28 protein-coding genes and 1 CRISPR repeat array are annotated in these 25,262 nt (G+C 36.3%); of the genes, 25 read left to right on the top strand and 3 right to left on the bottom strand.

Going from position 1 to position 25,262, the window contains the following annotated elements:
* The first annotated feature begins 27 nt into the window (after positions 1-27).
* The 19 genes from JG734_RS06975 (at position 28) to JG734_RS06885 (ending at position 15,658) form a co-directional block, all read left to right on the top strand.
* Positions 28-1,029, top strand: coding sequence for a hypothetical protein (locus JG734_RS06975; RefSeq protein WP_201332571.1), 1,002 nt, complete (start codon positions 28-30; stop codon positions 1,027-1,029).
* A 2-nt stretch (positions 1,030-1,031) separates the two neighbouring features.
* Positions 1,032-1,370: a type III-A CRISPR-associated protein Csm2 gene (gene csm2 / locus JG734_RS06970; RefSeq protein WP_201332570.1), complete on the top strand. Its 339-nt coding sequence runs from the start codon at positions 1,032-1,034 to the stop codon at positions 1,368-1,370.
* A 1-nt stretch (position 1,371) separates the two neighbouring features.
* A complete protein-coding gene (gene csm3 / locus JG734_RS06965) occupies positions 1,372-2,022 on the top strand; it encodes a type III-A CRISPR-associated RAMP protein Csm3 (protein WP_201332569.1) in 651 nt (216 codons plus the stop codon).
* A gap of 2 nt (positions 2,023-2,024) precedes the next feature.
* Positions 2,025-2,903, top strand: coding sequence for a hypothetical protein (locus tag JG734_RS06960; RefSeq protein ID WP_201332568.1), 879 nt, complete (start codon positions 2,025-2,027; stop codon positions 2,901-2,903).
* The gene (csm5, locus tag JG734_RS06955; RefSeq protein ID WP_201332567.1) at positions 2,890-4,023 is read left to right on the top strand and encodes a type III-A CRISPR-associated RAMP protein Csm5; all 1,134 of its coding nucleotides are present in this window, start codon (positions 2,890-2,892) and stop codon (positions 4,021-4,023) included. Before JG734_RS06960 ends, csm5 begins: the two co-directional genes overlap by 14 nt.
* 419 nt (positions 4,024-4,442) lie before the next feature.
* Positions 4,443-4,724: a hypothetical protein gene (locus JG734_RS06950; RefSeq protein WP_201332566.1), complete on the top strand. Its 282-nt coding sequence runs from the start codon at positions 4,443-4,445 to the stop codon at positions 4,722-4,724.
* Complete coding sequence (locus JG734_RS06945) at positions 4,721-5,089, top strand: PIN domain-containing protein (protein WP_201332565.1); 369 nt, start codon at positions 4,721-4,723, stop codon at positions 5,087-5,089. The genes JG734_RS06950 and JG734_RS06945 overlap by 4 nt, the downstream gene beginning before the upstream one ends.
* A gap of 110 nt (positions 5,090-5,199) precedes the next feature.
* On the top strand, positions 5,200-6,423 hold the full coding sequence (gene csx2, locus JG734_RS06940) for a TIGR02221 family CRISPR-associated protein (protein WP_201332564.1): 1,224 nt from the start codon (positions 5,200-5,202) through the stop codon (positions 6,421-6,423).
* Positions 6,420-6,800 carry a CRISPR-associated protein Csx20 gene (gene csx20, locus JG734_RS06935; RefSeq protein WP_201332563.1) on the top strand — a complete coding sequence of 127 codons (381 nt, stop codon included), beginning with the start codon at positions 6,420-6,422 and terminating at the stop codon, positions 6,798-6,800. Before csx2 ends, csx20 begins: the two co-directional genes overlap by 4 nt.
* Positions 6,797-7,222 (top strand): hypothetical protein, encoded by a 426-nt coding sequence (locus JG734_RS06930; RefSeq protein WP_201332562.1) that lies wholly within the window; start codon positions 6,797-6,799, stop codon positions 7,220-7,222. Before csx20 ends, JG734_RS06930 begins: the two co-directional genes overlap by 4 nt.
* An 80-nt stretch (positions 7,223-7,302) precedes the next feature.
* The gene (locus JG734_RS06925) at positions 7,303-8,226 is read left to right on the top strand and encodes a WYL domain-containing protein (protein ID WP_201332561.1); all 924 of its coding nucleotides are present in this window, start codon (positions 7,303-7,305) and stop codon (positions 8,224-8,226) included.
* A gap of 42 nt (positions 8,227-8,268) precedes the next feature.
* Positions 8,269-8,652 (top strand): hypothetical protein, encoded by a 384-nt coding sequence (locus tag JG734_RS06920; protein ID WP_201332560.1) that lies wholly within the window; start codon positions 8,269-8,271, stop codon positions 8,650-8,652.
* The gene (gene cas2 / locus JG734_RS06915; RefSeq protein WP_201332559.1) at positions 8,642-8,917 is read left to right on the top strand and encodes a CRISPR-associated endonuclease Cas2; all 276 of its coding nucleotides are present in this window, start codon (positions 8,642-8,644) and stop codon (positions 8,915-8,917) included. The genes JG734_RS06920 and cas2 (JG734_RS06915) overlap by 11 nt, the downstream gene beginning before the upstream one ends.
* Entirely contained in the window at positions 8,914-9,810 is an 897-nt protein-coding gene (cas1, locus tag JG734_RS06910; protein ID WP_201332558.1) for a CRISPR-associated endonuclease Cas1, read from the top strand. Before cas2 (JG734_RS06915) ends, cas1 begins: the two co-directional genes overlap by 4 nt.
* Positions 9,811-9,999: 189 nt before the next feature.
* The gene (cas2, locus tag JG734_RS06905) at positions 10,000-10,272 is read left to right on the top strand and encodes a CRISPR-associated endonuclease Cas2 (RefSeq protein ID WP_201332557.1); all 273 of its coding nucleotides are present in this window, start codon (positions 10,000-10,002) and stop codon (positions 10,270-10,272) included.
* Positions 10,273-10,443: 171 nt separating this feature from the next.
* Positions 10,444-11,004: direct repeats of the CRISPR family, unit length 36 nt; unit sequence ATTACAACCATGACCCGATTTTAAGGGGATTGAGAC.
* A gap of 200 nt (positions 11,005-11,204) precedes the next feature.
* Complete coding sequence (locus JG734_RS06900; protein ID WP_201332556.1) at positions 11,205-11,522, top strand: type II toxin-antitoxin system PemK/MazF family toxin; 318 nt, start codon at positions 11,205-11,207, stop codon at positions 11,520-11,522.
* A 227-nt stretch (positions 11,523-11,749) separates the two neighbouring features.
* Positions 11,750-12,382 (top strand): hypothetical protein, encoded by a 633-nt coding sequence (locus JG734_RS06895; RefSeq protein ID WP_201332555.1) that lies wholly within the window; start codon positions 11,750-11,752, stop codon positions 12,380-12,382.
* Between the two features lie 127 nt (positions 12,383-12,509).
* Positions 12,510-14,453, top strand: coding sequence for a M3 family metallopeptidase (locus JG734_RS06890; RefSeq protein WP_201332554.1), 1,944 nt, complete (start codon positions 12,510-12,512; stop codon positions 14,451-14,453).
* Complete coding sequence (locus JG734_RS06885; protein ID WP_201332553.1) at positions 14,453-15,658, top strand: EAL and HDOD domain-containing protein; 1,206 nt, start codon at positions 14,453-14,455, stop codon at positions 15,656-15,658. Before JG734_RS06890 ends, JG734_RS06885 begins: the two co-directional genes overlap by 1 nt.
* Here JG734_RS06885 and JG734_RS06880 read toward each other — a convergent pair.
* Genes JG734_RS06880 through JG734_RS06870 form a run of 3 tightly spaced genes read right to left on the bottom strand, consistent with a single transcriptional unit; the run spans position 15,622 to position 19,255 of the window.
* A complete protein-coding gene (locus JG734_RS06880; protein WP_201332552.1) occupies positions 15,622-16,470 on the bottom strand; it encodes a ketopantoate reductase family protein in 849 nt (282 codons plus the stop codon). The two genes, JG734_RS06885 and JG734_RS06880, sit on opposite strands and share 37 nt — an antisense overlap.
* Positions 16,467-18,011, bottom strand: a complete 1,545-nt coding sequence (locus tag JG734_RS06875) for a fatty acid--CoA ligase (protein ID WP_201332551.1) — start codon at positions 18,009-18,011, stop codon at positions 16,467-16,469. Before JG734_RS06875 ends, JG734_RS06880 begins: the two co-directional genes overlap by 4 nt.
* Positions 18,012-18,013: 2 nt before the next feature.
* A complete protein-coding gene (locus JG734_RS06870) occupies positions 18,014-19,255 on the bottom strand; it encodes an OmpP1/FadL family transporter (protein ID WP_201332550.1) in 1,242 nt (413 codons plus the stop codon).
* Between the two features lie 101 nt (positions 19,256-19,356).
* Between JG734_RS06870 and JG734_RS06865 the strand changes: the two genes are divergently transcribed.
* From JG734_RS06865 to clpX, 6 genes are read left to right on the top strand one after another with little or no spacing between them, the layout of a single operon-like run.
* Entirely contained in the window at positions 19,357-19,866 is a 510-nt protein-coding gene (locus JG734_RS06865) for a peptidylprolyl isomerase (RefSeq protein ID WP_201332549.1), read from the top strand.
* A gap of 1 nt (position 19,867) precedes the next feature.
* Positions 19,868-21,736, top strand: a complete 1,869-nt coding sequence (locus tag JG734_RS06860) for an NAD(+) synthase (RefSeq protein WP_201332548.1) — start codon at positions 19,868-19,870, stop codon at positions 21,734-21,736.
* Entirely contained in the window at positions 21,736-22,815 is a 1,080-nt protein-coding gene (locus JG734_RS06855) for an epoxyqueuosine reductase QueH (RefSeq protein ID WP_201332547.1), read from the top strand. The genes JG734_RS06860 and JG734_RS06855 overlap by 1 nt, the downstream gene beginning before the upstream one ends.
* Positions 22,808-23,254 carry a 3-hydroxyacyl-ACP dehydratase FabZ gene (gene fabZ, locus JG734_RS06850; protein WP_201332546.1) on the top strand — a complete coding sequence of 149 codons (447 nt, stop codon included), beginning with the start codon at positions 22,808-22,810 and terminating at the stop codon, positions 23,252-23,254. Before JG734_RS06855 ends, fabZ begins: the two co-directional genes overlap by 8 nt.
* Positions 23,254-24,024, top strand: coding sequence for an acyl-ACP--UDP-N-acetylglucosamine O-acyltransferase (gene lpxA / locus JG734_RS06845; protein ID WP_201332545.1), 771 nt, complete (start codon positions 23,254-23,256; stop codon positions 24,022-24,024). Before fabZ ends, lpxA begins: the two co-directional genes overlap by 1 nt.
* A complete protein-coding gene (gene clpX / locus JG734_RS06840; protein WP_201332544.1) occupies positions 24,024-25,259 on the top strand; it encodes an ATP-dependent Clp protease ATP-binding subunit ClpX in 1,236 nt (411 codons plus the stop codon). The genes lpxA and clpX overlap by 1 nt, the downstream gene beginning before the upstream one ends.
* Positions 25,260-25,262: the final 3 nt, after the last annotated feature.

Below are 25,262 nucleotides of genomic sequence, written 5' to 3'. Positions count from 1 at the left end.
TCCATCAATATATTTAATAATTTTTATTTGAAATTTGTAGATAATGATCCAAAAAGTCTTAAAAATACAGTTGCAATTTTTGATATTTCTAAAAGTGATGATTTTAGCGGTTTTGCAAAGTGGGAGATAAGCTCTTATGTTGCTTTGAAAAAAAATTTAAGTAAGCAAGAGATCGAATTTCTTGAAAGTCAAAATGAAGAGATACCAGATATTTTAACATTTGAGAATCTGGCTTCATTGAGTGTCAAAGACGGGATTACCAATAAAAAAAGAGAATTTGGTGTAGAAGCCCTTATGGCACTTAAGGGTGATGTAGATAATATGGGACAATTTATTCGCCATAGTGGTGTAACAGAATCTTTTGCAAAGTACAACTTTTTTTCAAGAATGGTAGATTACTTTTTTAGCGTCTATGTTCCGTATCTGATGGAAAATAGATATCCCAACACCTATACTGTTTTTGCCGGAGGAGATGATTTGTTTATTCTTGGTGCATGGGATGAAGTATTGGATTTAAGTACTGAAGTAAGAGAAAAATTTATGAAGTTTGCAAAAGGTTCTCCTCTTAGCTTTAGTGTTGGTTTATCTATGACAAAACCAAATAAACCTGTTAAGTTTATAGCTCATATTGCTGAAGAATTTTTAGAATATTCTAAAGAGCTTGAAGGTAAAGATGCTCTTACTATATTCAAAGAGAGAGTTAAATGGAGTGACTATCTTGATGATTTAGGTTTATATGATACTTTACAAGATATGGAAAACTCACTAAAAGATGGCATTCCTACGGCATTTTTATATAGATTGTTAGAGTTTTGTGAAATGAGCAAAAAAGTTAAACAAGATGGTGATGTTAAATCTACCATCTGGAAATCTAAATTAGCTTATTCTTATAGAAGAAATTTGGAAAATAAATTATCCAAAGAGTTAGAAAAAGATTTTTTAGCAACTATCGATGAAATGATAGAAAAATATCCAAGTGAGACAAAAATTGTTTTAAGTAAATTTATATACAAACAAAGAAGGAGTTAGTTATGATTGTGTTAAATTTAAAAGAAGATAAAGAGTTATTAAACGAAACGGCTAAAGAGTGGGCAGAAAAAATAAAAAGAACAAAAAAAACGCAAGTTAGAAACTTTTATGACAAAGTGCTTGAGCTGGAAGAGAAAATAAAAAAAGAGGATTTTGATGATGTATTGCCATTTATTAAGATGCTAAATTCCAAAGTTGCCTATGCGGTAAATAGAAGAGTAGCAAGCAGAGAATTTCAAGAGATGATTGAAAGTTGTATAAAGCAGATAGATACAAAAGAGAAATTTAATACATTCAAACTTTTTTTCGAAGCAGTAATCGGATTTTATAAAGGAGAGTAAAATGGAAATAGTTAAACTTAAAGGAAAAATAAAAGTAGTTACAGGACTTCATATTGGTGGCGGTGATGATGTTATGAAAATTGGTGGTATTGATAATGGTGTTATAAAAGATGTCAATACAGATAGACCTTACATTCCCGGTAGTTCACTAAAAGGGAAGATGAGAAGTCTTTTAGAGTGGCACTTTGGATTAGTTGGTATAAGTAATGGAGAACCTTTTAGTTCTAAATATTTAAACGATCCTAAGTTTCAAAGCGAAGAAGATAGGAAAAATGCAATAAACCTTCTTAAACTTTTTGGCGATAAAGATGATGAAGATGGAAAAATAGGGATTACAAGAATAAGTGTAGGTGATTGCTTTTTAACAGAAGAGTTTGAGCAAAAAACTGATAAAGATGAGATAAAACTTACCGAAGCTAAGTATGAAAATGTAATAGATAGAGCAACAGGAACTGCTAAACATCCAAGACAAACAGAAAGGGTTGTTGCGGGGGTTGAATTTAATTATGATATAAGAATTAAAGTATTACCAACAGATGATAAAGAAGAGTTTATCAATATTGTAGAGACTGCATTAAAACTTATAGAAGATGATTATCTTGGAGGGAATGGAAGTAGAGGATATGGTAGAGTAAAGTTTATTAAGGAATAGTTATGGATAAATATTTACTCTATAAAGCGACTATTAAACCGTTAACTAATTTTGCTACACCTCTTAAAGGTGATACACTTTTTGGTCAAATATGTTGGCACATAGCATACCGTGATGAAAATAGACTAAAAAAACTACTTGAAAATTATGATAAAAATCCTTTTTTAATATGTTCAGATGGTTTTCAAAGCGGTTTTTTGCCAAAGCCAAAACTGCCTTCATTTATGCTTGGCGAAGATATGGAAAAGAAAAAAGAGAATAGAAAAAAGGTTTGGGTAACTCTAAAAGATTTACAAAATGCACAATACGAAAATGCAATTAAAGATAGTAGTAAAGAGTTGGTAGATGTAGTTAGAAACTCTATCAATTATCTAAAATTTACCACTGACAGTGGTGCATTTGCTCCATATGGGGTTCAGGAGATTTCTTATAATAGGCTTGATCTATATTTTTTAACTGATAAAAGTTTTGCCAAAGATTTAGAGATAATTTTAAATGAAATCGGAGCAGTTGGATTTGGAAAAGATGCAACTATTGGCAAAGGAAGATTTACAGTAGAGAGTTTTGAAACAGTAAATTTTGATTTTCAATCTAAATATTTTATGACACTCTCTCCAGCATATATAACAGGACAAGAGGCAAAAAATATTTTTTATGAAATTTTTAACCGATTTGGAAAACTTGGAGGAGACAGAGCAAGAACAAATCCATTTAAAAAACCGCTTATTTTAGCTGATACTGCGGCTGTGATTGAGTTTGAGAAAGAGACAACAAAAAAATATATGGGTAAAGCTATAAAAAAAATTTCCACTTTCGAAGATATAGTTCATCAAGGTTATGCTATTACAATTCCGATCGGAGTAAAAAATGAAGAAGTATAGACTTAAATTAACTGCTCTAACACCTATACATATAGGAACAGGCGAAGTATACGAACCTACAAATTTTATAATTGATGATGGATATCTTTATGAGTTTGATGAAATTAAATTTTACAAAAATTTACCACAGCAAGATAAAGAGCAATTTAAAAAAGTAGTATCAAAAAGTGGATATGAATCACTTTTTGAGCTTCATAAATTTATAAAATCAAGAAAAGAGTATGCAAAAAAAGCATATATTAAAAAAGTTCAAGTAACCAAGAGCTTTGCAAAAGATTATGAAAAGAAAATAGGAAGAGCTGATCAAAACGAGGGTGGAAGAAGAATAGATCCTCGAAAAGTTTTTAATAGATTTGAGATAGAAAAAACTATTAGATTCAACAATAGACCAAACAATGTATACATACCCGGAAGTTCTCTAAAGGGTTCTATTTCAACTGCTTATCAAGAGTATATTTATAAAAAAGATAAAAAAAAATGGGAGAAATGGTTTAAAAATAGCAATCCATCTCAAAATCTTTTTAAAGAATTAAGTATTGCAGATGCTATTCCTTTAAAAGCATATTCTATTATAGGATATGCCCTAAATAAAGAGAGATTTGAAGAAGATGACCAAGGACCAACTATTAAACTTGAAACAATCTTTTCAAATGAAAAACAGCAAAGCATTTTTGAAACAGATTTGACTATAAAAGATTTTTATGATTTAGATAAAGAAGTAGATATTAAAGAGATACAAAAAGCTTGTAATGAGCACTATCTACCAATATTTGAACAAATGTTTAAACCGTATGCAACTTTTAAAGGTAAAAAAGTAGATGACTTTACAAACGAATACTATAGCGATGCTTTTTATGAAAAATATAAAAATTTCAAACCAAAAGAGAATCAATTTTTAATTAGAGTTGGCAAATACTCCCAAGCAAGAGCGGTAACTATAGATGGTATGAGAAAAATAAGAGTAAAAGTTAGTGGCGGAGGACCAAGAAGAAAACCAAATAAATGGGAAACACTCGATCAAGAAACTACAACTTGGATGTTTGGAGTTAGCGAAAGAAGCAATCAAAATTTATTACCATTTGGTTGGGTATTGTGTGAAGTGATAGACCAAGGAAAATAGATATCGAGGGTTTTGATTATGCTTCTTGGAACAGGGAGGCATATGCTAAAGGTGAAAAAGATAAAAATGAATATTATCAAATACATCTGGTACAACTCGTTTCCAAAAAATTAAATAGTCAAAAGAGTTTGTAAAAGATGTAAAAACTTTAAATTCAAGGGAGCTTTATCAATTAAATAAATCAATAGATGATTTAGAAAAATATAGAGTGACCGGTAAAAATCTAAAATCTCTTAGGCATCATTCATTACAGGGAGAAATTTCAAAAAAATATTCTCATGGGTTTTATCCATTTGATGGAGATGATAGCAGAAGAGTTTATTGGAACGAAAAAGACAATAAAATAGTTTTGGAAAAAATTGATGACCATTTGAAATAGTTTGCTATAATATATGAAAACATATATGAGAAGGAAAGTTATGCATCGATTATCTATTTCTGAAATTCAAAGGAATTTACACAAATTGGATGAGTATGAAATTATCGAGATTATCGATAAGAAAAAAAATGTAGTAAAAGGATTTTATATTCAAGCGAAATATGCAGATTTGGTAAATGAAATCGAAAAAAAAATAGTACAAATTAAAAAAAATAGAGCGGCAGGGATGTTGAAAAAGTATGCAAATCCAGCTTTAAGAAAAAAAGAAGAGAGTGCTTGGCAAGAGTATGTTATAAAAAAATATCAAAAAGTGGATAAATGATAGTAATTGATACTAATATTATTTTGCGTTATTTGCTGCAAGATGATACAAAAATGTTTGAAGAGGTGAAGGATATTATCGAAAATCAAGAGATACTAATTTTAGGTGAAGTGGTAGCTGAAGTAGTCTATGTTTTAAAAGGGGTATATAGTATTGATAAAAAAGAGATCGTCAATTCGTTGCAGTTACTTTTTGAATATCCAAATATCACTCTTTTACCAAAGAAGTATTACATTATAGATGCCCTTAGATTATATACAATAAAGAATTTAGATTTTGTGGATGCATTACTTTGCTCAATGTCACAAGATTATATGATTAAAACATTTGATAAAAAACTGCAAAAATGTGTGGTGAAAAAATAAGGTAGTTTGAATAATGGCGAAAATTTTGATTTCATCTATTGGAACTAGTATAAAAATGTAGGAAGATATAAATAGACTGACAATGTAAATAAGACATTTAAGGTAGAAAAATGAAAGACAAAATTCTTATTAGTTTATTGGGGAAAGGGCTATATCAAAAAGAAAACAAAAAATATGATTATAGTTTGACATCCTATAAAATAGAAGACAAGATAATTCAAAGTAAATTGGTCGGTGATGCTTTAAGGAGATTATATAATCCTGATAAAATTTTTATTGTAGGAACTGTAGAATCCTTGTGGAATTTAGCTGATGAATATATAAGAGACTATGAAAAGGTAATTATCCCGTTTGGAAAAAATAGTGAAGAGTTTTGGAAAGTATTTGAAGTTTTAATAAGTTTAGATGTTGATAATAGTGAGATATATTTCGATATTACTCATGGATTTCGCTCCTTGCCTCTTTTTATATCTACTATATTGCAATTTTTTAAAAATTTCAAAAATACTGAAATAAAAGGAGTGTATTACGGTATATTTGAAGCCAAAGAAGGAGATATAACACCTATTGTCAATATGCTTCCATTTATCGAACTGAATCAATGGATAGAGTCTGCAAATATTTTCAAAAAATATGGCGATGGAAGAGAAATAGCTCAATTGATTTCTAAAAAAGTAAGAGAACATAAAGGAGATGAAGAATATCATCCAATCAGTACATTGGCGAATAAATTTGATATCTATACAAAAAGCGTAGGTTTTGCCGCTGCTGATATCTATTTAGAAACAATTAAGGAAATTGAAGAGAAACTAGAAAAAATCGGAAATGTTCCTAATGATATAAAATCGTTTTCATTTATAATCGATGAATTGAAAAAAGAAACTAAAAACTTTGATTTCAATTTACCAAAGTGGCAACTCTATCTCACCATCTCCAATGTTTTGTTTCATAAAAACAGATATGCTCAGGCTCTTACTATTTTACGTGAAACGCTTCATTATTACATTATTGAAGAACTTAATTTATTGGCACAAGGTTATAAAATCCGAGATATTGATGCATCAATAGGATACATATTGAAATATCAACAGCATTTTTTTAAAAAAGAGTTTATCAAGCTTGTTGAACAAATTAAAGATTTGAGGAATTTGGCCAATCACGCATTCATTGGAGAAAAAGGTGGTAAAAAAAGTCTAAAGAAAAGCATTGAACACCTTCAAAATTACATCAATCAAGCAAATAAAGTTTTACAAGAAGCTCCTATTAGAGATAAAAGTAATTTAAAGCTATTTCTTTTAAATGAACTGGAAAAAAAGAGAAAGTATCACAAATGAAAAAATTACTTCTCTTTTTTTCCCACAAACTGATACCTGAGCAGATTAAAGCCGCAAAAGAGATAGGAATAGAAGAGTTTGTCTATCTTCCGCCAGATCTTCAAACGCTTTTTTCTAATGTGCCGCCTGATCTTGGAAGTCTGAGAAATTATGCGAAGCCTCTAGTCGATTTTTTGCAAGAGAATACCAAAAAGGGAGATTTTGCTCTCATTCAAGGAGATTTTGGACTTTGTTGCATTCTTGTAAATGAAGCTAAAAAGCTGGGAGTAGTGCCAGTTTATGCTACCACGAAACGTATTGTAAAAGAAAGAAACATCGATGGTAAAGTTGCAAAATACTCTGAGTTTCAATTCGTGAGATTTAGGAGATATGAGTGAAGCGATATATTCCTTTTATTATATTTATAATTATAATCATTAGTGGAATCATTGCAAAGCTTTTTGATTCTTATTTGTGGGAAATATTTGGGATCTTGGATACAGCGAGTGCTGTTGCTTTGGCAATATTAGCTGGCTGGGGTTATATAGAGTTTATAAGAAGTGAGCAGCCTGTAAAGATCATTTTTGAAATCGATGGAAAAAGAGTCGAAACAGGCTTGGCACTTTTGAGAAAGAACTTTACAAGAAGTGAACTGATGGGAATATTGGGAATGATTCAAAAAGATCAAAATACAAGATATAGATTATCATTTTTTCAAGATAAAAATATGTTAAAGACTCTTCAAAAGACGCAAACGGGAAAAGAGAAAGAGTTTGTAATTACAATGAGTAAAGAAGAAGCTAAGCAGTTTGTAATATAGACAAATAGAAGATTAATTGTATGATTTTAAACTTTTGATAACAAAATGGCTGTTGAGATGACTTACATGATGGAGTAGGTGTGACTAAAAGCAAAAAACTTCTAGCGTTTTTGATCTATATCCAAAAACATAAAAAATTTTGTACCAAAAATCTATCACAAATCCTCCAAACTTCTGTGCGCAATGTGCAGAGGCTAAAAACTGAGATTGAAGAGTTTTTTCAAATCACATTTATCCCCACTGCAAAAGGCTGCTATGCACTCCCACAAAAGCTGGATTTAGAAGCTCTTTTGCCCACAAAAAGATATTTTGAAGAGTATGAAAAATTTATAGATATTTTGATTTTAACAAATAGTCCATTTTTGCAATACCTTGGTTTTTCGCCAGATAGTTTAATGAAAAAAGACAATAAAATATTTTTTCTTAAAGAACCTCCGTTTGAAGAGTTAATAGCCACAAAACATTTGCAAATTCTCAAAAGTGCAATCTATTTTAAAAAATATGTTGATATAGTCTATAAATCTGATGAGACGTATTATTTTAATAAAGTAAAACCTCTTAAAATTGTTTTTGCTGAGAATAACTGGTATTTAGCAATTTTGAGCAAAGATCCTATAAATAATGGATTTAAATTTTTAAGAATTAATTTTATTCAAGAAATAATGCAATACTCAAATACATTTAAAACACCAGTAGAGGTGGACTACTTTTTCAAAAACTTCCAATCTCTCTTTACAAGTTATAATGAGCCATTTTTTCCTGTAACTGTAAAAGTTGATGCAGAGGTTGCAAGACATTTCAAGGTAAAAAAATTTTTAAAATCTCAAAAGATTGTGCAAGAAAATGATGATGGTTCATTGCTTATTGAGTATGCAATAAATAATGATAACGAAATACTTCTTTTAGCTAAAAGATGGCTGCCTCATATGAAAATTATCTCTCCACAATATTTACAAAAAGAGTTGGAAAATCTCCTCATAAAGTTTCTTAGCGACGATAATTGACGTTTTTACATACTACAATCTCCTAAAAAACTGGAGGTTGTTATGAGAAAAATAGTTTCTTTATCTCTTGTGTTGGGAGTATTATTTACTGGATGTGCCAAAAAGGCGGAAGATATCAGTGCTGCATATGTCTCACCGCTGCAGTATCAACACTACTCTTGTGAGCAGCTTCAAGATGAAATGGCTAGAGTTTCAGCAAAAGTTGCTGAAGTGGCAGGTGCTCAAGATAAAGCTCATAAACGAGATGTAGTAGCTACTACTGTAGGTTTAGTTGTTTTTTGGCCTGCTCTTTTTTTCTTAGCAAGTGGTGATAAGGCTGAAGAGTTAAGTAGATTAAAAGGAGAGTATGAGGCACTGCAGCAATCTGCGATACAAAAAAATTGCAGTTTTATTGCATCTTTGAGAAATAAAGCAGATGAAGAGTAGGCTTTATCTTATCTGCTACGATATTGCAGACAAAAAGCGCCTCTATAGAGTACGAAAAATCGCTTACTCTTTTGCTTTTGGTGGGCAAAAGAGTGCGATTGAGAGTTATCTTTCTCAAAAAGAGCTCGAAATTCTAGCAAAAAGGCTGTTTTTTAGAATGAATAGTGATGAAGACAAAATAAACATAATTGAAATTGAAAAAAATGCGATTTTGCTCGGAAAGGCAAAGCAGTTACCTTTTGATAAAGGAACAATAGTATTGTGAATAGAGTAATTATAGATAAGTCCTCATCTTTGCAGGTCAAGCACAATATTTTGATAGTAGATAATGAAATTAAAATTACTCTTAAAGCTATAGATTATCTTATTATTTATAGCAAAGTGGATATTTCACTTAAAGACATTGCTAAATTAGCAAAAAACAGTATTGCAATATTAGTTGTAACTACCAATCCAAAAGAGTTTATCCATATACAAAAGAGATATATCAAAAATGCCCATATCAAAGAGGCTCAATACCATGCATTAAGAAATAGAGTGGAAATTGCAAAATATATACTTTCAGTAAAGATAAAAAAGTCGTATGAGACGCTGCACCACTTTAAACTTGGTTTTGAAAAAAATAAGATTTTAAAAGATGTAAAAAATGCAAAAAGTATTGAGATGCTTTTAGGTATAGAGGGGAGTTTAGCAAAAGAGTATTTTAAGCACTACTTTTCACTTTTCCCAAAAATATTAGCAAAAGGACAAAGGAGCAAAAATCCACCACTTGATCCTGTAAATGCTCTCCTATCTTATATCTATACTATCTTTTATTTTGAGATAGCTACATGGTTGCATTTTTATGGTTTTGAGCCTCTTATAGGGTATTTGCATACCTCTTTTCGGGATCATATGGCTTTGAGTTCAGATATTTTAGAATTTTTTAGAGCAGATATAGATCGGTTTGTTGCATATCAGTTTCTGGACAAAAATATAATTGTTAATGACTTTACCAAAAATAAAAATGGAGTCTTTCTTACACAAAATGGAAGGAAAAAATTATGGCCAAGTCTCAAAATTTTCATAGAAAGCGAAGAGTCTCTCATCAAACAGAAAATTGCAAAAATGAGAGATATTATCGAAAAAAACTCATCATCAAATCAAATGCAAAAATAGAAGTTGGTGATGGTTATATAATTATAAAAAAAAGTGATGGTGAATTTGTTATATCATTTAAAAAGATTTATGCCTTATATCTTGGAACCAATATTACTATCTCTTTGCATGATCTATTTTATCTTACAAATTTTTTTAGAGTCTATCTTATCGATGTTCATGGATATATATTAGGTAGAGTAGTAAACTATGCAAAAAAATGATTATCTTGTTTGCTACGATATAAGCGATCCAAAAAGATTAAGAAGAGTTGCAAGATATTTGGAAGGGGAGTGTATAAGGATCCAGTACTCTGTATTTATTGCAAAAAGTGTGACAAAAGAGAGAATCTATACCATTGCAGATCGATTAAATGAACTTATAGATTCGAAAGAGGATGATGTGAGAATCTATAAAATCAAAGATAAAGGGATAGCAATGGGAGTAGCTTTTGATTTAGATGAAATATTTGTTATTCGATAAATCTCATTTTATTAAAGTTACATTTAAGTATAAAATGAAACTTAAAGTGGCCATTTTTAGGGGCTTTAATATTTTAGTAGAAGCGAAATATGGGTACAAAAGCAAACTTTAAGAAATCTATTGTTACACTAGATTATTGGTTTTATGGGTATTTGAAAACTTATTGTTGCTATTACAACCATGACCCGATTTTAAGGGGATTGAGACGCGAACACTTACATTCCCCATATATTTACCTCCTTCATAGACCATATTACAACTATGACCCGATTTTAAGGGGATTGAGACCGCAATCTTTGCGCAGTACGCAATGATCATATATTACAACCATGACCCGATTTTAAGGGGATTGAGACTCATCGACTTTAAGGTGTTTTTCACTGTACGGGTTGAGCTATTACAACCATGACCCGATTTTAAGGGGATTGAGACTCATCGACTTTAAGGTGTTTTTCACTGTACGGGTTGAGCTATTACAACCATGACCCGATTTTAAGGGGATTGAGACTTCCATCTCTTCTAAATAAGCCTTCTTTTACCATTGTGAACATTACAACCATGACCCGATTTTAAGGGGATTGAGACGCCGTAACAAGCTTTGGCTTGCAATGGCCACGAAGATTACAACCATGACCCGATTTTAAGGGGATTGAGACCGCACTCCGTTGCCGTCTTTTTTGTCGAATCCCAATGAAAATTACAACCATGACCCGATTTTAAGTGAGCGAGGGCAACGTGTAGCTTTGAGCAAGCAAACTGCTTTGCTTGCGTCCCGAAGCGAAAGCTGTGAGTATATGTGAGTCCTAAAATCAAAAATTTTAGTGACGAACATACGAACGGCTGGTTTACCTTGAAAAAAAATCAAATGAGCAAAGCGAATGAAGATTTTTGGTTAGCTTACTTCAAGGGGATCTTAAAGATAACCACAAATCTTGCATTATTGCATAATGAAGATTTGCTGCGCTGTTGAAGTAGGAAAAGTACGACCGGCTGCCATTGTTTCTGATACTGATTTAAATAAAATTTTAGATCTTATAATAGTTGTTGCTTTGACTACAAACCTCATCGATAATGTTGAACCTCTTCATATAAGAATAACAAAAAGGGATACTCTCAAAAAAGAAAGCGATTTTATGGTAGAGCAAATACGAGTAGTTGCAAAAGATAGAATATATGAAAAAATAGCTACACTTACAATAAAAGAGGTTGCAAAAGTTGATTATGGCTTAAAAATGATTTTGGGTTTATAAAATCTGTAATAATTGATTTTCTTTTCGCATAGAAGTTCATTGTTTCATTTTAAAAATAGCGCTTATGATTAAAAGAGCCCCTATCACAATTGTAGCCAAGAAAATATGCTATAATAGATCTGCTCTGCCGAAAAAAATGTGTCGTCGGCAGAAGCTAAAAACTTAGGACAATAAAACCTTCGCTTTTAACTGCAATTGTTTTGTTGCCTCTACACAGGAGGTAAATCTTGACACTCATCGACAATGTTAAAGAGAAATTGGCACAAAACAATCCGGATATTGTGTTTCGAAAGATGGGTTATCCAAACCCCAAGCGCGCAAAAAAACGGCTGCTAAGTCTGCTGGAAGCTCCCGATATCGAAAGCTGGCTCAAAAGAAGCAGCTTCGATTTTCACTACAGCGGCAAAGAGTTTTTACGAAAACTTTTCGAAGTCCTCTCTTTGCCATTGCAGCCTTTGGAAAAAGAGCTTACAAGAATCGATGAGAAAGATCTCACCCTTTTGAAGATGAAACAGCCCTACATACTCATTGATACGCCTCGTCCTTGTTGCTCGAGCCGAACATTGGCAATGTTGGAAGGTCAGCGCCGTCTTCGTATCGACAAAGAGGCGATTTATAGCAGATCTTTGGATGAAGTGTTAAACATGGTGGACAAAATCATTCGGGAGCATTACGAAAAACATAAAGGAGAGCTTGAGATTTGGGGAAAAATCCGAAGATATCTCTATCGCCACGGAGATGGGAGTCTATTTGTTTTTGATATCCATGGTAATTTGCTTCCTTTTGTACAGAATATAAAGCAAGAGGGGGATATGGCACGGTTGTATGGAAAGCCCGTCAAATATATCTTAGAAGTTTAAAAATAACATTTTTCATAGTTTTTAAAAGAATGGATGAAGAGCAGTGTCACACTCATTTTCATGATAGATGTTGCTTCAAACTTCAAGATTTTTGGATAAAATGAAAGAAAAATTTTAAGGAGGCAGTGTGCCTAAATTTCCAGAATTTACTATAACTGATGAAAATATTGACAAACAAAAAGAGCTTGTACTGCAAACTATTGAAGATAATAAAAAGAAAATTGACGAACTTTTAGCACAAAGTAATAAAACTTATGAAAATTTCGTACGGCCATTGCAGTGGATGGAAGAGAAATTAGGGTTTTATTTTAGTCCCATTTCGCATCTTAATTACGTCAAAAATTCTCCAAAAACAGAAGAGGTCTACAACACCCTCTTACCAGAGCTTAGCCGCTACCATACTGAGCTAGGGCAAAATGAGAAGATCTATGAAGCGCTCAAAGATATCTTGGAGCAAGAGCTTGAGCCAGCGCAAAGAAAAGTTGTCGAAGATATGCTCATTGAGTTTGAGTTAAGCGGAGTAGCTCTTGGTAAAAAGGCCAAAGAGGAGCTCAAAGATATCAATATTAAGCTGAGTGAACTTACAAGTGCATTTGGTCAGAATCTGCTCAAAGCAACAGATGCATATGAGATGATTGTCGATGAGAGTGATGTAGAGGGGATGCCGGAATCTCTCAAAGAGGCAGCCAAATGTGAAGAGGGATACCGATTTACCCTCAAGCAGCCAAGCTATATCGCCTACATGACATATGGACCAAATAGAGAAAAAAGAGAACAATTATATAGAGCCTATGTGACAAGAGCACCAGAAAATGAAGCGCTTATAGATGAGATTTTGGCACTTCGTCATAAAAAAGCAAGGCTTTTAGGGTTTGATAACTATGCTGAGCTAAGTCTTGAGACCAAAATGGCTGCATCTCCAGAGCAGGTAGTATCGTTTTTGAGAGATTTGGCGCAAAAGAGCAAACCACAGGCAAAAAGAGAGTTCGAGGCACTGCAGTCTTTTGCAAAAGAACAGGGGGCTGATTATCCTCTCGAAGCATTTGATATAGCTTATTGGAGTGAGAGGCTCAAAAAGGCAAAATATGATATCGATGATGAGGAATACAAGCCATATTTTGAAAAAGATGCTACTGTCAATGGACTTTTTGCATTCTTGCATAAGCTCTTTAAGCTAGAGTTTAAAGAGATAGATACTCCTGTGTGGCATGAGAGTGTGAAGTGCTATGAGATATCCTTGCCAAAGAGACTTGTTGGTAGACTCTATGTGGATTTGGAAGCAAGAGAAGGCAAACGGGGCGGAGCCTGGATGGATGAATGGGTGACGCACCATGAGGATGAAGAGGGAGAAATCGTCTATCCAGTTGCTTATATCGTAGCAAATTTTGCTCCATCAACCGCTACTACACCAAGTCTATTGCGACCTGATGATGTAGTGACACTTTTCCATGAGATGGGGCATGCCCTCCATCATCTGCTAAGTGAAGTAAAAGAGCCGGCAGTGAGTGGGATCGCTGGTGTTGAGTGGGATGCTGTGGAGTTTCCAAGCCAATTTTTGGAAAATTTCGCCTATGAAGAGGAGGTACTGAGACTCTTTGCAAAACACTACAAAACAGGTGAGCCTCTTCCAGCTGAAATGATTAAACGCCTTAAAGAAGCTAAAAATTTCCAAAGTGCCATGGCGATGGTGCGCCAGCTTGAATTTGGTCTTTTTGACATGCTTGTGCATATGGAGTGGCCGGTAGATGTGCAAAGGGTGCTCAATGAGGTGCGAGAGGAGGTGAGCGTAGTATCGACTCCACCATACAACAAATTTCAATGGGGATTTAGCCATATTTTTGCAGGTGGTTATGCAGCAGGATACTATAGCTATAAGTGGGCAGAGGTACTCAGTGCTGATGCATTTTTCATGTTTGTCGATAATGGTATATATAATGATGAGATAGCCCAAAGTTATCTCCAAGAGATTCTTTGCAAAGGTGGAAGCAGGCCAGCAATTGAGAGCTTCAAAGCATTTGCTGGGAGAGAACCACAAAATGAAGCACTATTAAAACTATGTGGGATCACATGATGCAAAAAGAGATAGTTTTTGCTAGACAACCAATTCTAGATAGAAATGAGCAGCTTGTAGCTTATGAACTTCTCTTTCGTGGAGAGAGCAAAGAGGATAACTTAAAAAGCATGAGAATGACAAGCTCGCTCCTTACAGGGTTTTTATCTAACGACTATCAGTCGGTGCTTCAAGATAAAAAAGGGTATGTCAATATGGATGAGATGCTCATCAAAAGCGGAGCAGTGGACCTTATCCCAAAAGATAACTTTGCCATTGAGATACTAGAGACTGTAGAAATCCTCCACGTTGTTGATAGATTAGAAAAATACAAAAAAGATGGCTATACGCTCGTTCTTGATGATTTTATAGCCAATATGGATGAATTTGATCGCTACTTGGAATTTTTCTACCTCTTTGATGTTGTGAAATTTGATACCAAAGCAAAGAAGATCGATGAGGAGAAATTGGTCCAGATTGTAGAGAGTCTCAGAAATTTCGGCCTCAAACTCTTGGCTGAAAAAGTGGAGACAAAAGAGGAGTATGAAAAGTATAAAGATTTAGGGTTTGAGTATTTCCAGGGCTACTATTTTATGAAGCCAGAGATTGCATCACAAAAAATGATGCTACCACAAAAGCGATCTATTTTGGAGCTATGGTCTCTTGGTGAAGATGATTTTGATGTAATTGTCAAAAAGCTCGCAGAAGATCCAAAACTCTCTATCAATATACTCAAACTTCTCAACTCTTCATATTTTAATCTGCAAAAAGAGGTATCATCTATTTCTCAAGCTCTCGCATATTTAGGCATTCGCAATTTTAAAAAGTGGCTGCTCCTCATGCTCTATTCACAAGATGGAGATGACATAGAGACAAATCCATGGTTGGATATAGCTATAGGAAGAGGGCATTTTATGGTGCAAGCAGCATCAGCTTTTGGTCTTGATATGGATAAAGCATCTTTGGTTGGGATTCTCTCAGTTTTTGGTGAGATCATGGAGCAAGAGGGTTCCAAGATTGCACGAGAGCTTCCAAGCCTCGATAAAGAGATTGTAGATGCAATTGTCTCAATGGACAATCCCTATGGAAAATTACTTCAAATTGCAAAAAAAATAGAGAAGGGTGATTTTACAAGTTGGCAAGATGAAGTATCACAGTTTGGGATGGAGGTGCAAAAGATAGCCAGCTGCTACACAGAGGCTCTACGAGCATCCAATTCATTGTAGATTTTGGCAAACTTTTCTGATTCACTTGCTAAAAATCCAATGAGATTGTCAAGTTCGCTCTCTTTGCCTTGTTCAAAATCTAGCTGCATAGAGGTCTTGGCATGTGCAGGAGACTTTTGCAAAAGTTTCATTGCATGCTCTACATCAGTTTGATCTAAATTAACTCCCTTCTTGTTTGCAATTGCAACGATATCTTGCAAAAGTTTTGCAAATTCATCGAGATGTTCAGCGGCAATCTGGCCAAATGTTTTATTGTAGTAGGTAGTCAGAGCTGCAGTTGCTGCGATGAAAAGATACTTTTGCCATATTGCTTTTGTGATGTTGGGCGGTGTTTTAGATTTGATGCCAGCTTTTTCAAAGTATCTTTTTAATTTTTGCGTGGTCTCATTGATATCCTCAAAAACTACCATTGCCCCCTTGCCTTTAACTTCAATAGTGCTATCTTTTTGTCTATTGGAGATGATATAGATAGCGCCATGGATTACGCGGGCATCGGTGAGTTGCTTGAGAGTATAGTAGGGTTGTATGCCATTGAGTAGGGGCAAAACGATACTATTTTTATCAATATTTTTAGCAATTTTTTGTAGTTTCTCTTTTAATACATTGCTTTTTGTAGCGACTATGACGAGATCATAGTGTCTATTTTTTGGTGGATGAGAAAAGATTGGCAAGGAGTAGCGCTTAACTTCTCCTTGCTCTTTGATGACTATCTCTTTGGTCGAATCACTGATGAGATCCACATCGCATACTTGTGAAAGTTTAGCAGCAATGTATGCACCTACTCCGCCTCCGCCAACTACTGCTATATTCATTGCGAAAGCCTTTGCTTGAGTACTCTTTTGAGTACTTTTCCTGTTGCATTTTTAGGGAGTTCATCCACTATATATATCGATTTTGGAATTTTATAATTGGCAAGGTGTTCTCGCAGATACTTCTTGATATGTGATTCTGAGATGCTTGCTCCATCTTCTAGCTCTATATATGCTACAGGGACTTCTCCACTTCTTTCATCCTTGACGCCGATAACTGCAGCTGCTTTGATGAGCGGATGAGAGACAAGTATCTCTTCAATTTCTCTAGGGTAAATATTGATCCCTTTGGAGATGATGAGATCTTTTTTTCTATCTACGATATAGATAAATCCCTCATCATCCATATAGCCAAGATCACCCGTTTTAAGCCAGCCATTGACGATAGTCTCAGCTGTGGCTTCCGGCCGTTTCCAGTATCCTTGCATCACATTATCGCCTTTGACAATAATTTCACCAATCTCTTCTGATGGAAGTTCGACCATATCATCATCGACGATTTTGACAGTTACACCAGGTATTGCAGGACCTACAGACTTTGGCTTTTGTTTGTGCGGGAGGTTGACTGCCACTACCGGGCTAGCTTCACTGAGGCCATATCCTTCTAAGAGCACTCCTTTTTTAAATTTTGTACGAAAGCGCTTGAGGGTATCCTCTGGTAAAGCTGCTGCACCACTCACATAGTATTTGACTCTATTAAACCAGTGAAAATACCAGGGGAGTTTTGCTTTTGACAGAGCATTGTAGACATCGGGGACACCTACAAAGACCGTAACTCTTTTGAGTAGTACCTGTTTGATAATGTTGGAAAAAGGCATAATGGAGCGTATAATGACTACAGGTGAGCCAAAATAGAGAGGCATAAGTACTGTAACAGTGAGTGTAAAAGAGTGAAACATCGGTAGGTAAACAATGAAGCGCTCTTTGGATGTGACTTTGAGAAGTTTTTCAATGCCCAAAATATTAGAAAAAATATTACGGTAGCTTAGCATTGCACCTTTTGGCTTCCCAGTAGTTCCAGATGTATAGATGATTACTGCTGTATCATCGATATCGACATCTTGCGTAATTTTTTCATGCGATTCGAGATTGGCAAGAATCTCATTAAATGATATGTTATTCTCATCCAGTCCATTATATTCACCCTCCCAGATGATCTTTTGTACTCCCGTGCGACTGAATATATTTTGCAACTCTTTTGAAAAGTCTGCACTTGCTACAAGCAGTTTTGCTTCAGCATCATTGAGGATATAGGCAACCTCTTCTTCTTTAAGGAAGTTGTTGATAGGTACTGGCACAGCTCCAAGCTTTTGTGCTGCAAGGAAGGCTACGATAAATTCTACAGAGTTAGCCAAGTAGAGCCCGACTTTGTCTCCGCGCCGCACGCCGATAAACTCTAGAAATCTAGCAAATGTATCGACTTTGAGCAGCATCCGCCCAAAGCTGATTTTGCGATCATTTACGAAGTAGGCAGTGGCTTTCGGGCGCTTTTTTGCATGCTCTTTAAGTACTTCATAGAAAGTATTGTAGCGATACTCAAACATGCCTAGAACCTAAAGTTGAGCGATAAATTGAGTAGATGCGCTCCTCCAGCTTTAATGGATCCTACAATTCCATTGTTATTATCTCCTAGTGAGAGTGTGCGACCAAGTTTGTAGTCATAGAGATATGAAACACCTAGATCTATATTTTGTGTTGCTTTATAGATTGCACCAAGTGCAAAGATGAATGCGTCAGTATCAGGAAGTTCATATCCAAGATATTTATCTGGAACAGGTGACTCGTCATACGCCAAGCCGTACATAGTCGTTAAACGATCACTATTTTTATATGTAAGACCTATGCGGATCGTATTGGTATCATCCCAATTTTTTGGAAGATCGATATTATAAGGTGCTGCCTGGTCAAATGTGATTATGAGTCTATCGTATGAACTCCAAAAGGTTCTCTCATACTCCACCTCTACAGTGGCACGTTCACTTATATCTAATGCTGCAGCTAGTGCAAGCGTTGCTGGGAGAGGAACTTTTGTGCGACCTTTTGAAGTGATAGTTTGATTGCGCAAAGAGTCATATATTGTAGCTGTGCCTTTTTCTTTGAGATCAACTTTTGAACGGTATGTTGCTGCGAGTGTGAGCTCTTTGATCTTATATGAAGCTGCAAGGTTAAATCCATAGCGTGTTTGGATATCACCATCAAGATCATAGTTGACATATTTTGTGTGATCAGCTGGATGAGGCGGAGTAAAGCGCAAAACTCCATCAGTAAAAACGACGCGTCCACCAGCACCAATGCTAAAGTTTTCATTTACTTGATAGCTCACTGCTGGATTGAGCTCAGCTGTGCGGAGGGTAAATTCTCTTGCACTCCAAGTTTGAGGCATCTTCGTCCATTTTTTGGCAAATCCAGCTGGTGTTGTGAGACTAAGACCAAAGCGAAATTTACCAAATTTTGGGCTCACATAGTGAAAATGAGGGATGAGATACTTTTGGCTCTCACTCTTTGCGAACGCATCCATATATGTCGGTGGAAAACCTGGAGCGATTATCTGCTTACCATCATATTTGACTTTTGGCAAATATGCTCCGGTGAAACTTAGTTCCAAAAAGTTTCCATCATGCATGAAACTCATATTTGCAGGGTTGAAATATGCTGCATCTGCATCTTTTGGAGCAGCTACATAAGCACCTGCCAAAGCGATACTTCTGGCTGATTGCTCTGGGATCTTATATGCAGCGCCAAAGAGTGTTATAGTAGTTGCTAGCGAGAGAAGCAGAGTTTTCTTCATTTTCTATCCTTTAATCAGAATTTATATGATTGTAACAAAGGTTACGATAAAATATATTAAAATGTAATATTCAAAAATTAAATAATAAGGGGAATGTGAAAATGATAAACATCTTTGGCAAAAAACTTAAAGAGTATGATTTAAGTGATGTAAATAAATACCAATGGGCGCATATCAAAGTAAAAAATAAAGGAGATATCTGGATCAAGCTCTTTCCAGAAGAGGTGCCGAATACAGTAGCCAACTTTGCACATCTGGCAAATAGCTGCTTTTATGATGGACTCAATTTTCATAGAGTTATCAAAGGCTTTATGGCACAGGGTGGATGCCCTGAAGGAAGTGGTCGCGGGGGTCCAGGCTGGGCTATAAAATGTGAGTGTGACAAAAATATCCATAAACACAAAAGAGGGGCAATCTCCATGGCACATGCTGGCAAAGATACAGGTGGAAGCCAATTTTTTATCTGCTTTGTAGATTGTCCACATCTTGATGGGGTACATACTGTCTTTGGCCAGATTCCTGAAGATGATGCTACATCTTTCATGACCCTTGATATGATCGATCAGGGTGATGTGATGGAAGAGGTGAGAGTAGTAGAGCAAAGGGATTAATTTGTTCGGATTTGTCAAAGTTGCTGCAGTTAGTCCAAAGCTGCATCTAGGAGACATTGAAGCAAATGTGCAAGAGATCACTACTATTGTCAAAGAGCATAGTGATGTAGCAATTTTTCTCTTTCCAGAGCTTAGCATCACTGGATATACTCTCCAAGATCTCTTCTATTCACAAATTCTCAAAAAAAAGGTGTGGGAGGGGTTGAAAGAGCTTGCAAAAGTGGCTCTTGATCGCATCCTCATCATTGGGGCACCTTTGTGGCACAATGACAGGCTCTATAACTGTGCTGTGGTCTTGCAAGATGGCAAGATCCGTGGAGTCGTGCCAAAGAGTTATCTGCCTGCATATCGTGAATTTTATGAGAAGCGCTGGTTTAGTAGTGGCAAACATATCAGCAGCTATATAGATGACATTCCTTTTGGTGTTGATCTTTTATTTGAGAGTGATGGAGTTGTTTTTGGGATTGAGATTTGTGAAGATCTTTGGAGTGTTACTCCTCCTTCACTCTACCAAGCAGCTGCTGGTGCGCATATAATTTTTAATCTCTCAGCCAGTGACGAGATAGTTGGCAAACACGCCTATCGCAAAGAGCTTGTAGTAAGCCAGAGTGCACGAGGAGTGTGTGGATATGTCTATGCAAGTAGCGGTATAGGAGAGAGTTCGCAAGATCTGCTTTTTGGAGGGAGTACGCTTATCGCTGAAAATGGAATTCTCCTGGCTGAGGGTGAGCGCTTCAGTTTTGATAGCGTGATTACAAAAGCAGATATCGATGTAGAAAAGCTTCGTCATATTCGTCTTGCTGAGACATCTTTTAAAGATGCTGAGCAAAAGGATTTTCGCAAAGTTATACTTGCTCAACTTCCAAAGACACCTATCAATCGCTCCTTCGATCCACACCCCTTTGTGCCAAAATCACGCAGTTTGCGTGATGAGCGCTGCGAAGAGATATTCGCAATTCAGTCTAGTGCGCTAGCAAGACGCATCTTGCATATCGGAAAAGAGACAAAGCTTGTCATTGGAGTTAGTGGGGGACTTGATAGTACACTTGCTCTTTTGGTGTGCGTAGAGGCGTGTAAGCGTTTAGATAAGTCTTTGGAAGATATCGTTGCTATCTCTATGCCTGGATTTGGTACGACAAAAGGTACAAAAAATGCTGCACAAACTCTTGCAGTAAAACTTGGCGTAACATTTAAAGAGATATCAATCAAAGAGAGCGTGGCAAAACACCTTGAAAATATTGGGCACAGTGGACAAAGTGATGTAACCTTTGAAAATGCACAAGCAAGAGAGCGAACGCAGATATTGATGGATGAAGCAAATATGGTGGGCGGGATTGTGGTTGGTACGGGAGATATGAGCGAGATTGCTCTTGGGTTTTCTACCTACAATGGAGATCAGATGGCGATGTATAATGTAAATGCTGGTGTGCCAAAAACCCTCGTACGCTATGTGATTGCTTGGGTTGCAAGCAAAAATAGCGATCTGCAAGAGACCTTAGATCAGATTATCAACCAGCCCATCTCTCCAGAGCTTCTGCCTGCAAAAGATGATGAGATGGTGCAAAGAACCGAAGAGATAATCGGACCATACGAGCTTCATGACTTTTTCCTCTACAACTTTGTCAAGTATGGTGCAACTCCAAAACGTATTCTCTTCATGGCCAAAAGAGCTTTTAAAGAGCAATATGATGAAGCAACTATTAGAAAGTGGCTAAGAGTTTTTATTAAGCGCTTCTTTGTTTATCAGTTCAAACGTGATCCTATGCCAGATGGAGTAAAGGTGGGGACAATTGCGCTCAGTCCTCGTGGAGATTGGCGTATGCCAAGTGATGCAACGGTGCAAATGTGGCTTAAGGAGTTGGAAGAGTAATGTTAGTGCATATATGCTGCAGTGTAGATAGTCACTTCTTTTTGGAAAAACTGCGAGAAAAATATCCTGATGAGAAACTTGTCGGATTTTTTTATGATCCCAATATCCATCCTTATAGCGAGTACCGCTTACGCTACCTCGATGTGATGCGCAGCTGCAAAAGGCTTGGTATAGACCTGATTGAGGGTGAGTATGATTATGAGGAGTGGCTCAATGCTGTGAGAGGCTTAGAAAATGAGCCAGAAAAAGGGGAGCGCTGTAGGGTTTGCTTCGATAGAAGGTTAGAAGTGGCTGCCAAAAAGGCTAAAGAGTTAGGACACAAGCGCTATACGACCACACTCTTAGTAAGCCCTCTCAAATCGCAAGAGCAACTCAAAGAAAGCGCGAACAAAGTAGATAATGAGCTTGGTACAGAATTTGTCTTCGAAGATTTTCGCTCCTTTGGTGGGACACAATTGCAAAGCAGAGTAACGAAAGAGCAAAAGCTCTATCGTCAAGACTATTGCGGCTGCCTCTTTGGACTTTCGCAACAGCGAGCCAAGCAAGAAGTGATCATGGATGAGATGCTCTGCCCTATAACCAAACAGATTTTGCCAGCTTCAATTGAGGAGCGTTTGGCACTATATACAAAACGTATGGAACTAGAAGATGGGGGGTTAGAGTATACGATCGTGCGCAAGAGATTTTTGAATTATAGATTACTCCGAGGATTTGTATCGATTGATAATGAAGTGGTGCCTAGCTATATATTGAGCTATTCACATCTTCGTCGCAATTTTGCAAAGGCTCGCATTGAAGAGATCATCGATGGTGTAGGCTATGCAAATAGAGATGAGATACGGGTAGTAACACTTGAGTTTATTAACCGCTACCAAAAGTTTAATTCACTCAAAGAGCTCTATTTTAAGGGGCTCGATCCAGAGTTAGAGATGCAGGTGCGCTTCGATATCGATGGAGCGTATAGTTTGTCACCGATAGTTGTTTTAGATAAAATTCCAGATAGATTTACTATTGCGATAGATGCAGTAAGTTATAAAGATGTCAAAGAAGAACTTAAGATAAAGGATAGCAATGCTTGATGTGGTTGCGATACAGAAGATTTTACCTCACAGATATCCCTTTTTGCTTGTAGATAGAGTTACAGAAATAGATGAGGGCAAAAGTATAAAAGCCTATAAAAATGTAAGTATTTCTGAGCCCGTATTTGAGGGGCACTTTCCTGGACACCCAATATATCCTGGTGTAATGATAGTTGAAGGTATGGCGCAAGCTGGCGGAGTTTTGGCATTTAAGAGTGCAAGTGAGTCTGAGCAAGAGGCTGCTAAGAATAAAGTGGTTTACTTTATGAGTATTGATAAGTGCAAATTCCGTAGTCCCGTACGTCCGGGTGATAGGCTCGAATACCACCTGGAAGTGATCAAACACCGCGGCAATATATGGGTGCTTAATGGTAAAGCTTATGTAGATGACAATCTTGTAGCAGAAGCCGAACTCAAAGCAATGATAGTGGATAGGTGATGATACATCCAAGTGCTATAATCGAAGAGGGTGCAAAGATTGGTGACAATGTCACAATTGGTGCTAATGTATATGTGAGTAAAAATGCAGTTATCGAGGATGATTGCACCATCATGCAAGGAGCTATCATTGATGGCAAGACCTTCATAGGTCGCGGTACAAAAATTTTTTATAATGCAGTTATAGGCTCAATACCACAAGACCTCAAATACAAAGGTGAAGAGAGTGAGCTGATTATTGGTCAGAACAATCTCATTCGAGAATTTACCCTCATCAACCCTGGTACAGAAGGTGGCGGGGGCAAGACAGTAATAGGTGATAATAATTTATTGATGGGGTATGTGCATGTAGCACATGATTGCAAGATTGGCAATAATTGTATCTTGGCAAATGCTGCAACTTTAGCAGGACATGTAGAGCTTGGAGACTTTGTTGTTATTGGTGGAATGACTCCAATACATCAGTTTGTACGTATAGGTGATTATGCTATGATAGCAGGAGCGAGTGCAGTAAGCCAGGATATCCCTCCATACTGCTTGGCTGAGGGTAATAGAGCAGTGCTTCGAGGCCTCAATATCACTGGTCTTCGCAGGCGTCTTGGAAGAGAGGCGATAGATACGCTCAAGAGTGCTTATAAAGAGCTCTTTATGAGTGGAAAGCCTCTCAAAGAGGTTGCCCAAAAGCTAGCAAAAAGCGAAGATGAACACATAAGAAAACTAGCACAATTTGTACTAGAAACTAAAAGAGGAATACCATTTAGAGGTGAATAATGCTTAGAAAATGTAGTTTTTGCGGAAGTTTTGAAAGTAGAGAAAACCCACTTATTGCAGGTCCAGAAAATGCAGATGTCTATATCTGCAAAAACTGTATAGAATCAGCGTATAAGATTTTGTTTGGTGATGTAGAAGAAGAGGGAAGTGCAGATGATCTCAAACTCGACTATCTTCCAACTCCAAAAGAGCTCAAAGCGATCTTGGATGAGTATGTAATAGGACAGGAGAAGGCTAAGAAAGTCTTTAGCGTTGCAGTCTATAACCATTACAAACGCATCTTTAAACAAAACGAGCTTGATGAGGATGATACGGAGATTGCAAAATCAAATGTTCTTTTTATTGGTCCTACAGGAAGCGGTAAAACTCTCATGGCACAGACAATGGCGAGAGTACTCGATGTGCCGTTAGCTATCGCAGATGCCACGAGTCTCACAGAAGCTGGGTATGTAGGTGAGGATGTAGAAAACATCCTTACAAGACTCTACCATGCAGCCGGTGAGGATGTGAAAAAAGCAGAAAAAGGGATAGTTTTTATCGATGAGATAGACAAGATAGCGCGCCTCGGAGAAAATCGCAGTATTACGCGTGATGTAAGTGGTGAGGGTGTGCAGCAAGCTCTGTTGAAATTGATAGAGGGAAGTGTGGTCAATATCAGTGCCAAGGGTGGGCGCAAGCACCCAAATCAAGAGTTCATTCAGATCGATACTTCCAATATTCTCTTTATTTGTGGTGGAGCATTTGATGGTCTCACAGATATAATCAAACGTCGTCTTGGTGGCAATGTGCTTGGATTTGGACAAGAAAAACGCTCTAAACGTGATGAGAGTGATTTGCTCAACTATGTAGAGCCTGATGATCTTGTGCATTATGGACTTATACCTGAGCTCATAGGGCGCCTCCATATGATTGCAACTCTCAATGAACTTTCGCGTGATGATATGGTGCGCATCTTGACTGAACCAAAAAATGCTCTTGTGAAGCAGTATAAGAAGCTTTTTGCCCTTGATGGAGTGGAACTTACATTTGAAAAAGAGGCACTTGAAGCTATCGCAGATCTAGCAATAAAACGCAAAACCGGTGCAAGGGGTCTACGCAGTATAATGGAAGAGATTATGGTAGATATAATGTTCAATCTTCCAGAATATAAAGGTTATGAAGTAGTTATAACAAAAGATGTAGTAGAGAACAAAACTGAGCCACTTCTAGTCAAAAAAGAGAAAAAAAGTGCATAAGGA

Source organism: Nitratiruptor sp. YY09-18, assembly GCF_016593235.1.
In the GTDB taxonomy this organism is placed as follows: domain Bacteria; phylum Campylobacterota; class Campylobacteria; order Campylobacterales; family Nitratiruptoraceae; genus Nitratiruptor.
The sequence above is the reverse complement of the archived record's forward strand: the minus strand, read 5'-3'. Positions and strand labels throughout refer to the sequence as shown.

Excerpts from the sequence above, each read along its gene's own strand:
- JG734_RS06880 (WP_201332552.1), bottom strand. The coding sequence starts at position 16,470 with ATGAATATAGCAGTAGTTGGCGGAGGCGGAGTAGGTGCATACATTGCT.
- JG734_RS06945 (WP_201332565.1), top strand. The coding sequence starts at position 4,721 with ATGATAGTAATTGATACTAATATTATTTTGCGTTATTTGCTGCAAGAT.
- JG734_RS06855 (WP_201332547.1), top strand. The coding sequence starts at position 21,736 with ATGTTAGTGCATATATGCTGCAGTGTAGATAGTCACTTCTTTTTGGAA.
- JG734_RS06865 (WP_201332549.1), top strand. The coding sequence starts at position 19,357 with ATGATAAACATCTTTGGCAAAAAACTTAAAGAGTATGATTTAAGTGAT.
- JG734_RS06960 (WP_201332568.1), top strand. The coding sequence starts at position 2,025 with ATGGATAAATATTTACTCTATAAAGCGACTATTAAACCGTTAACTAAT.
- csx2 (WP_201332564.1), top strand. The coding sequence starts at position 5,200 with ATGAAAGACAAAATTCTTATTAGTTTATTGGGGAAAGGGCTATATCAA.
- JG734_RS06870 (WP_201332550.1), bottom strand. The coding sequence starts at position 19,255 with ATGAAGAAAACTCTGCTTCTCTCGCTAGCAACTACTATAACACTCTTT.
- csm3 (WP_201332569.1), top strand. The coding sequence starts at position 1,372 with ATGGAAATAGTTAAACTTAAAGGAAAAATAAAAGTAGTTACAGGACTT.
- fabZ (WP_201332546.1), top strand. The coding sequence starts at position 22,808 with ATGCTTGATGTGGTTGCGATACAGAAGATTTTACCTCACAGATATCCC.
- lpxA (WP_201332545.1), top strand. The coding sequence starts at position 23,254 with ATGATACATCCAAGTGCTATAATCGAAGAGGGTGCAAAGATTGGTGAC.
- JG734_RS06950 (WP_201332566.1), top strand. The coding sequence starts at position 4,443 with ATGCATCGATTATCTATTTCTGAAATTCAAAGGAATTTACACAAATTG.
- JG734_RS06875 (WP_201332551.1), bottom strand. The coding sequence starts at position 18,011 with ATGTTTGAGTATCGCTACAATACTTTCTATGAAGTACTTAAAGAGCAT.
- clpX (WP_201332544.1), top strand. The coding sequence starts at position 24,024 with ATGCTTAGAAAATGTAGTTTTTGCGGAAGTTTTGAAAGTAGAGAAAAC.
- cas2 (WP_201332559.1), top strand. The coding sequence starts at position 8,642 with ATGAAGAGTAGGCTTTATCTTATCTGCTACGATATTGCAGACAAAAAG.
- csm5 (WP_201332567.1), top strand. The coding sequence starts at position 2,890 with ATGAAGAAGTATAGACTTAAATTAACTGCTCTAACACCTATACATATA.
- cas2 (WP_201332557.1), top strand. The coding sequence starts at position 10,000 with ATGCAAAAAAATGATTATCTTGTTTGCTACGATATAAGCGATCCAAAA.
- JG734_RS06920 (WP_201332560.1), top strand. The coding sequence starts at position 8,269 with ATGAGAAAAATAGTTTCTTTATCTCTTGTGTTGGGAGTATTATTTACT.
- JG734_RS06885 (WP_201332553.1), top strand. The coding sequence starts at position 14,453 with ATGCAAAAAGAGATAGTTTTTGCTAGACAACCAATTCTAGATAGAAAT.
- csx20 (WP_201332563.1), top strand. The coding sequence starts at position 6,420 with ATGAAAAAATTACTTCTCTTTTTTTCCCACAAACTGATACCTGAGCAG.
- csm2 (WP_201332570.1), top strand. The coding sequence starts at position 1,032 with ATGATTGTGTTAAATTTAAAAGAAGATAAAGAGTTATTAAACGAAACG.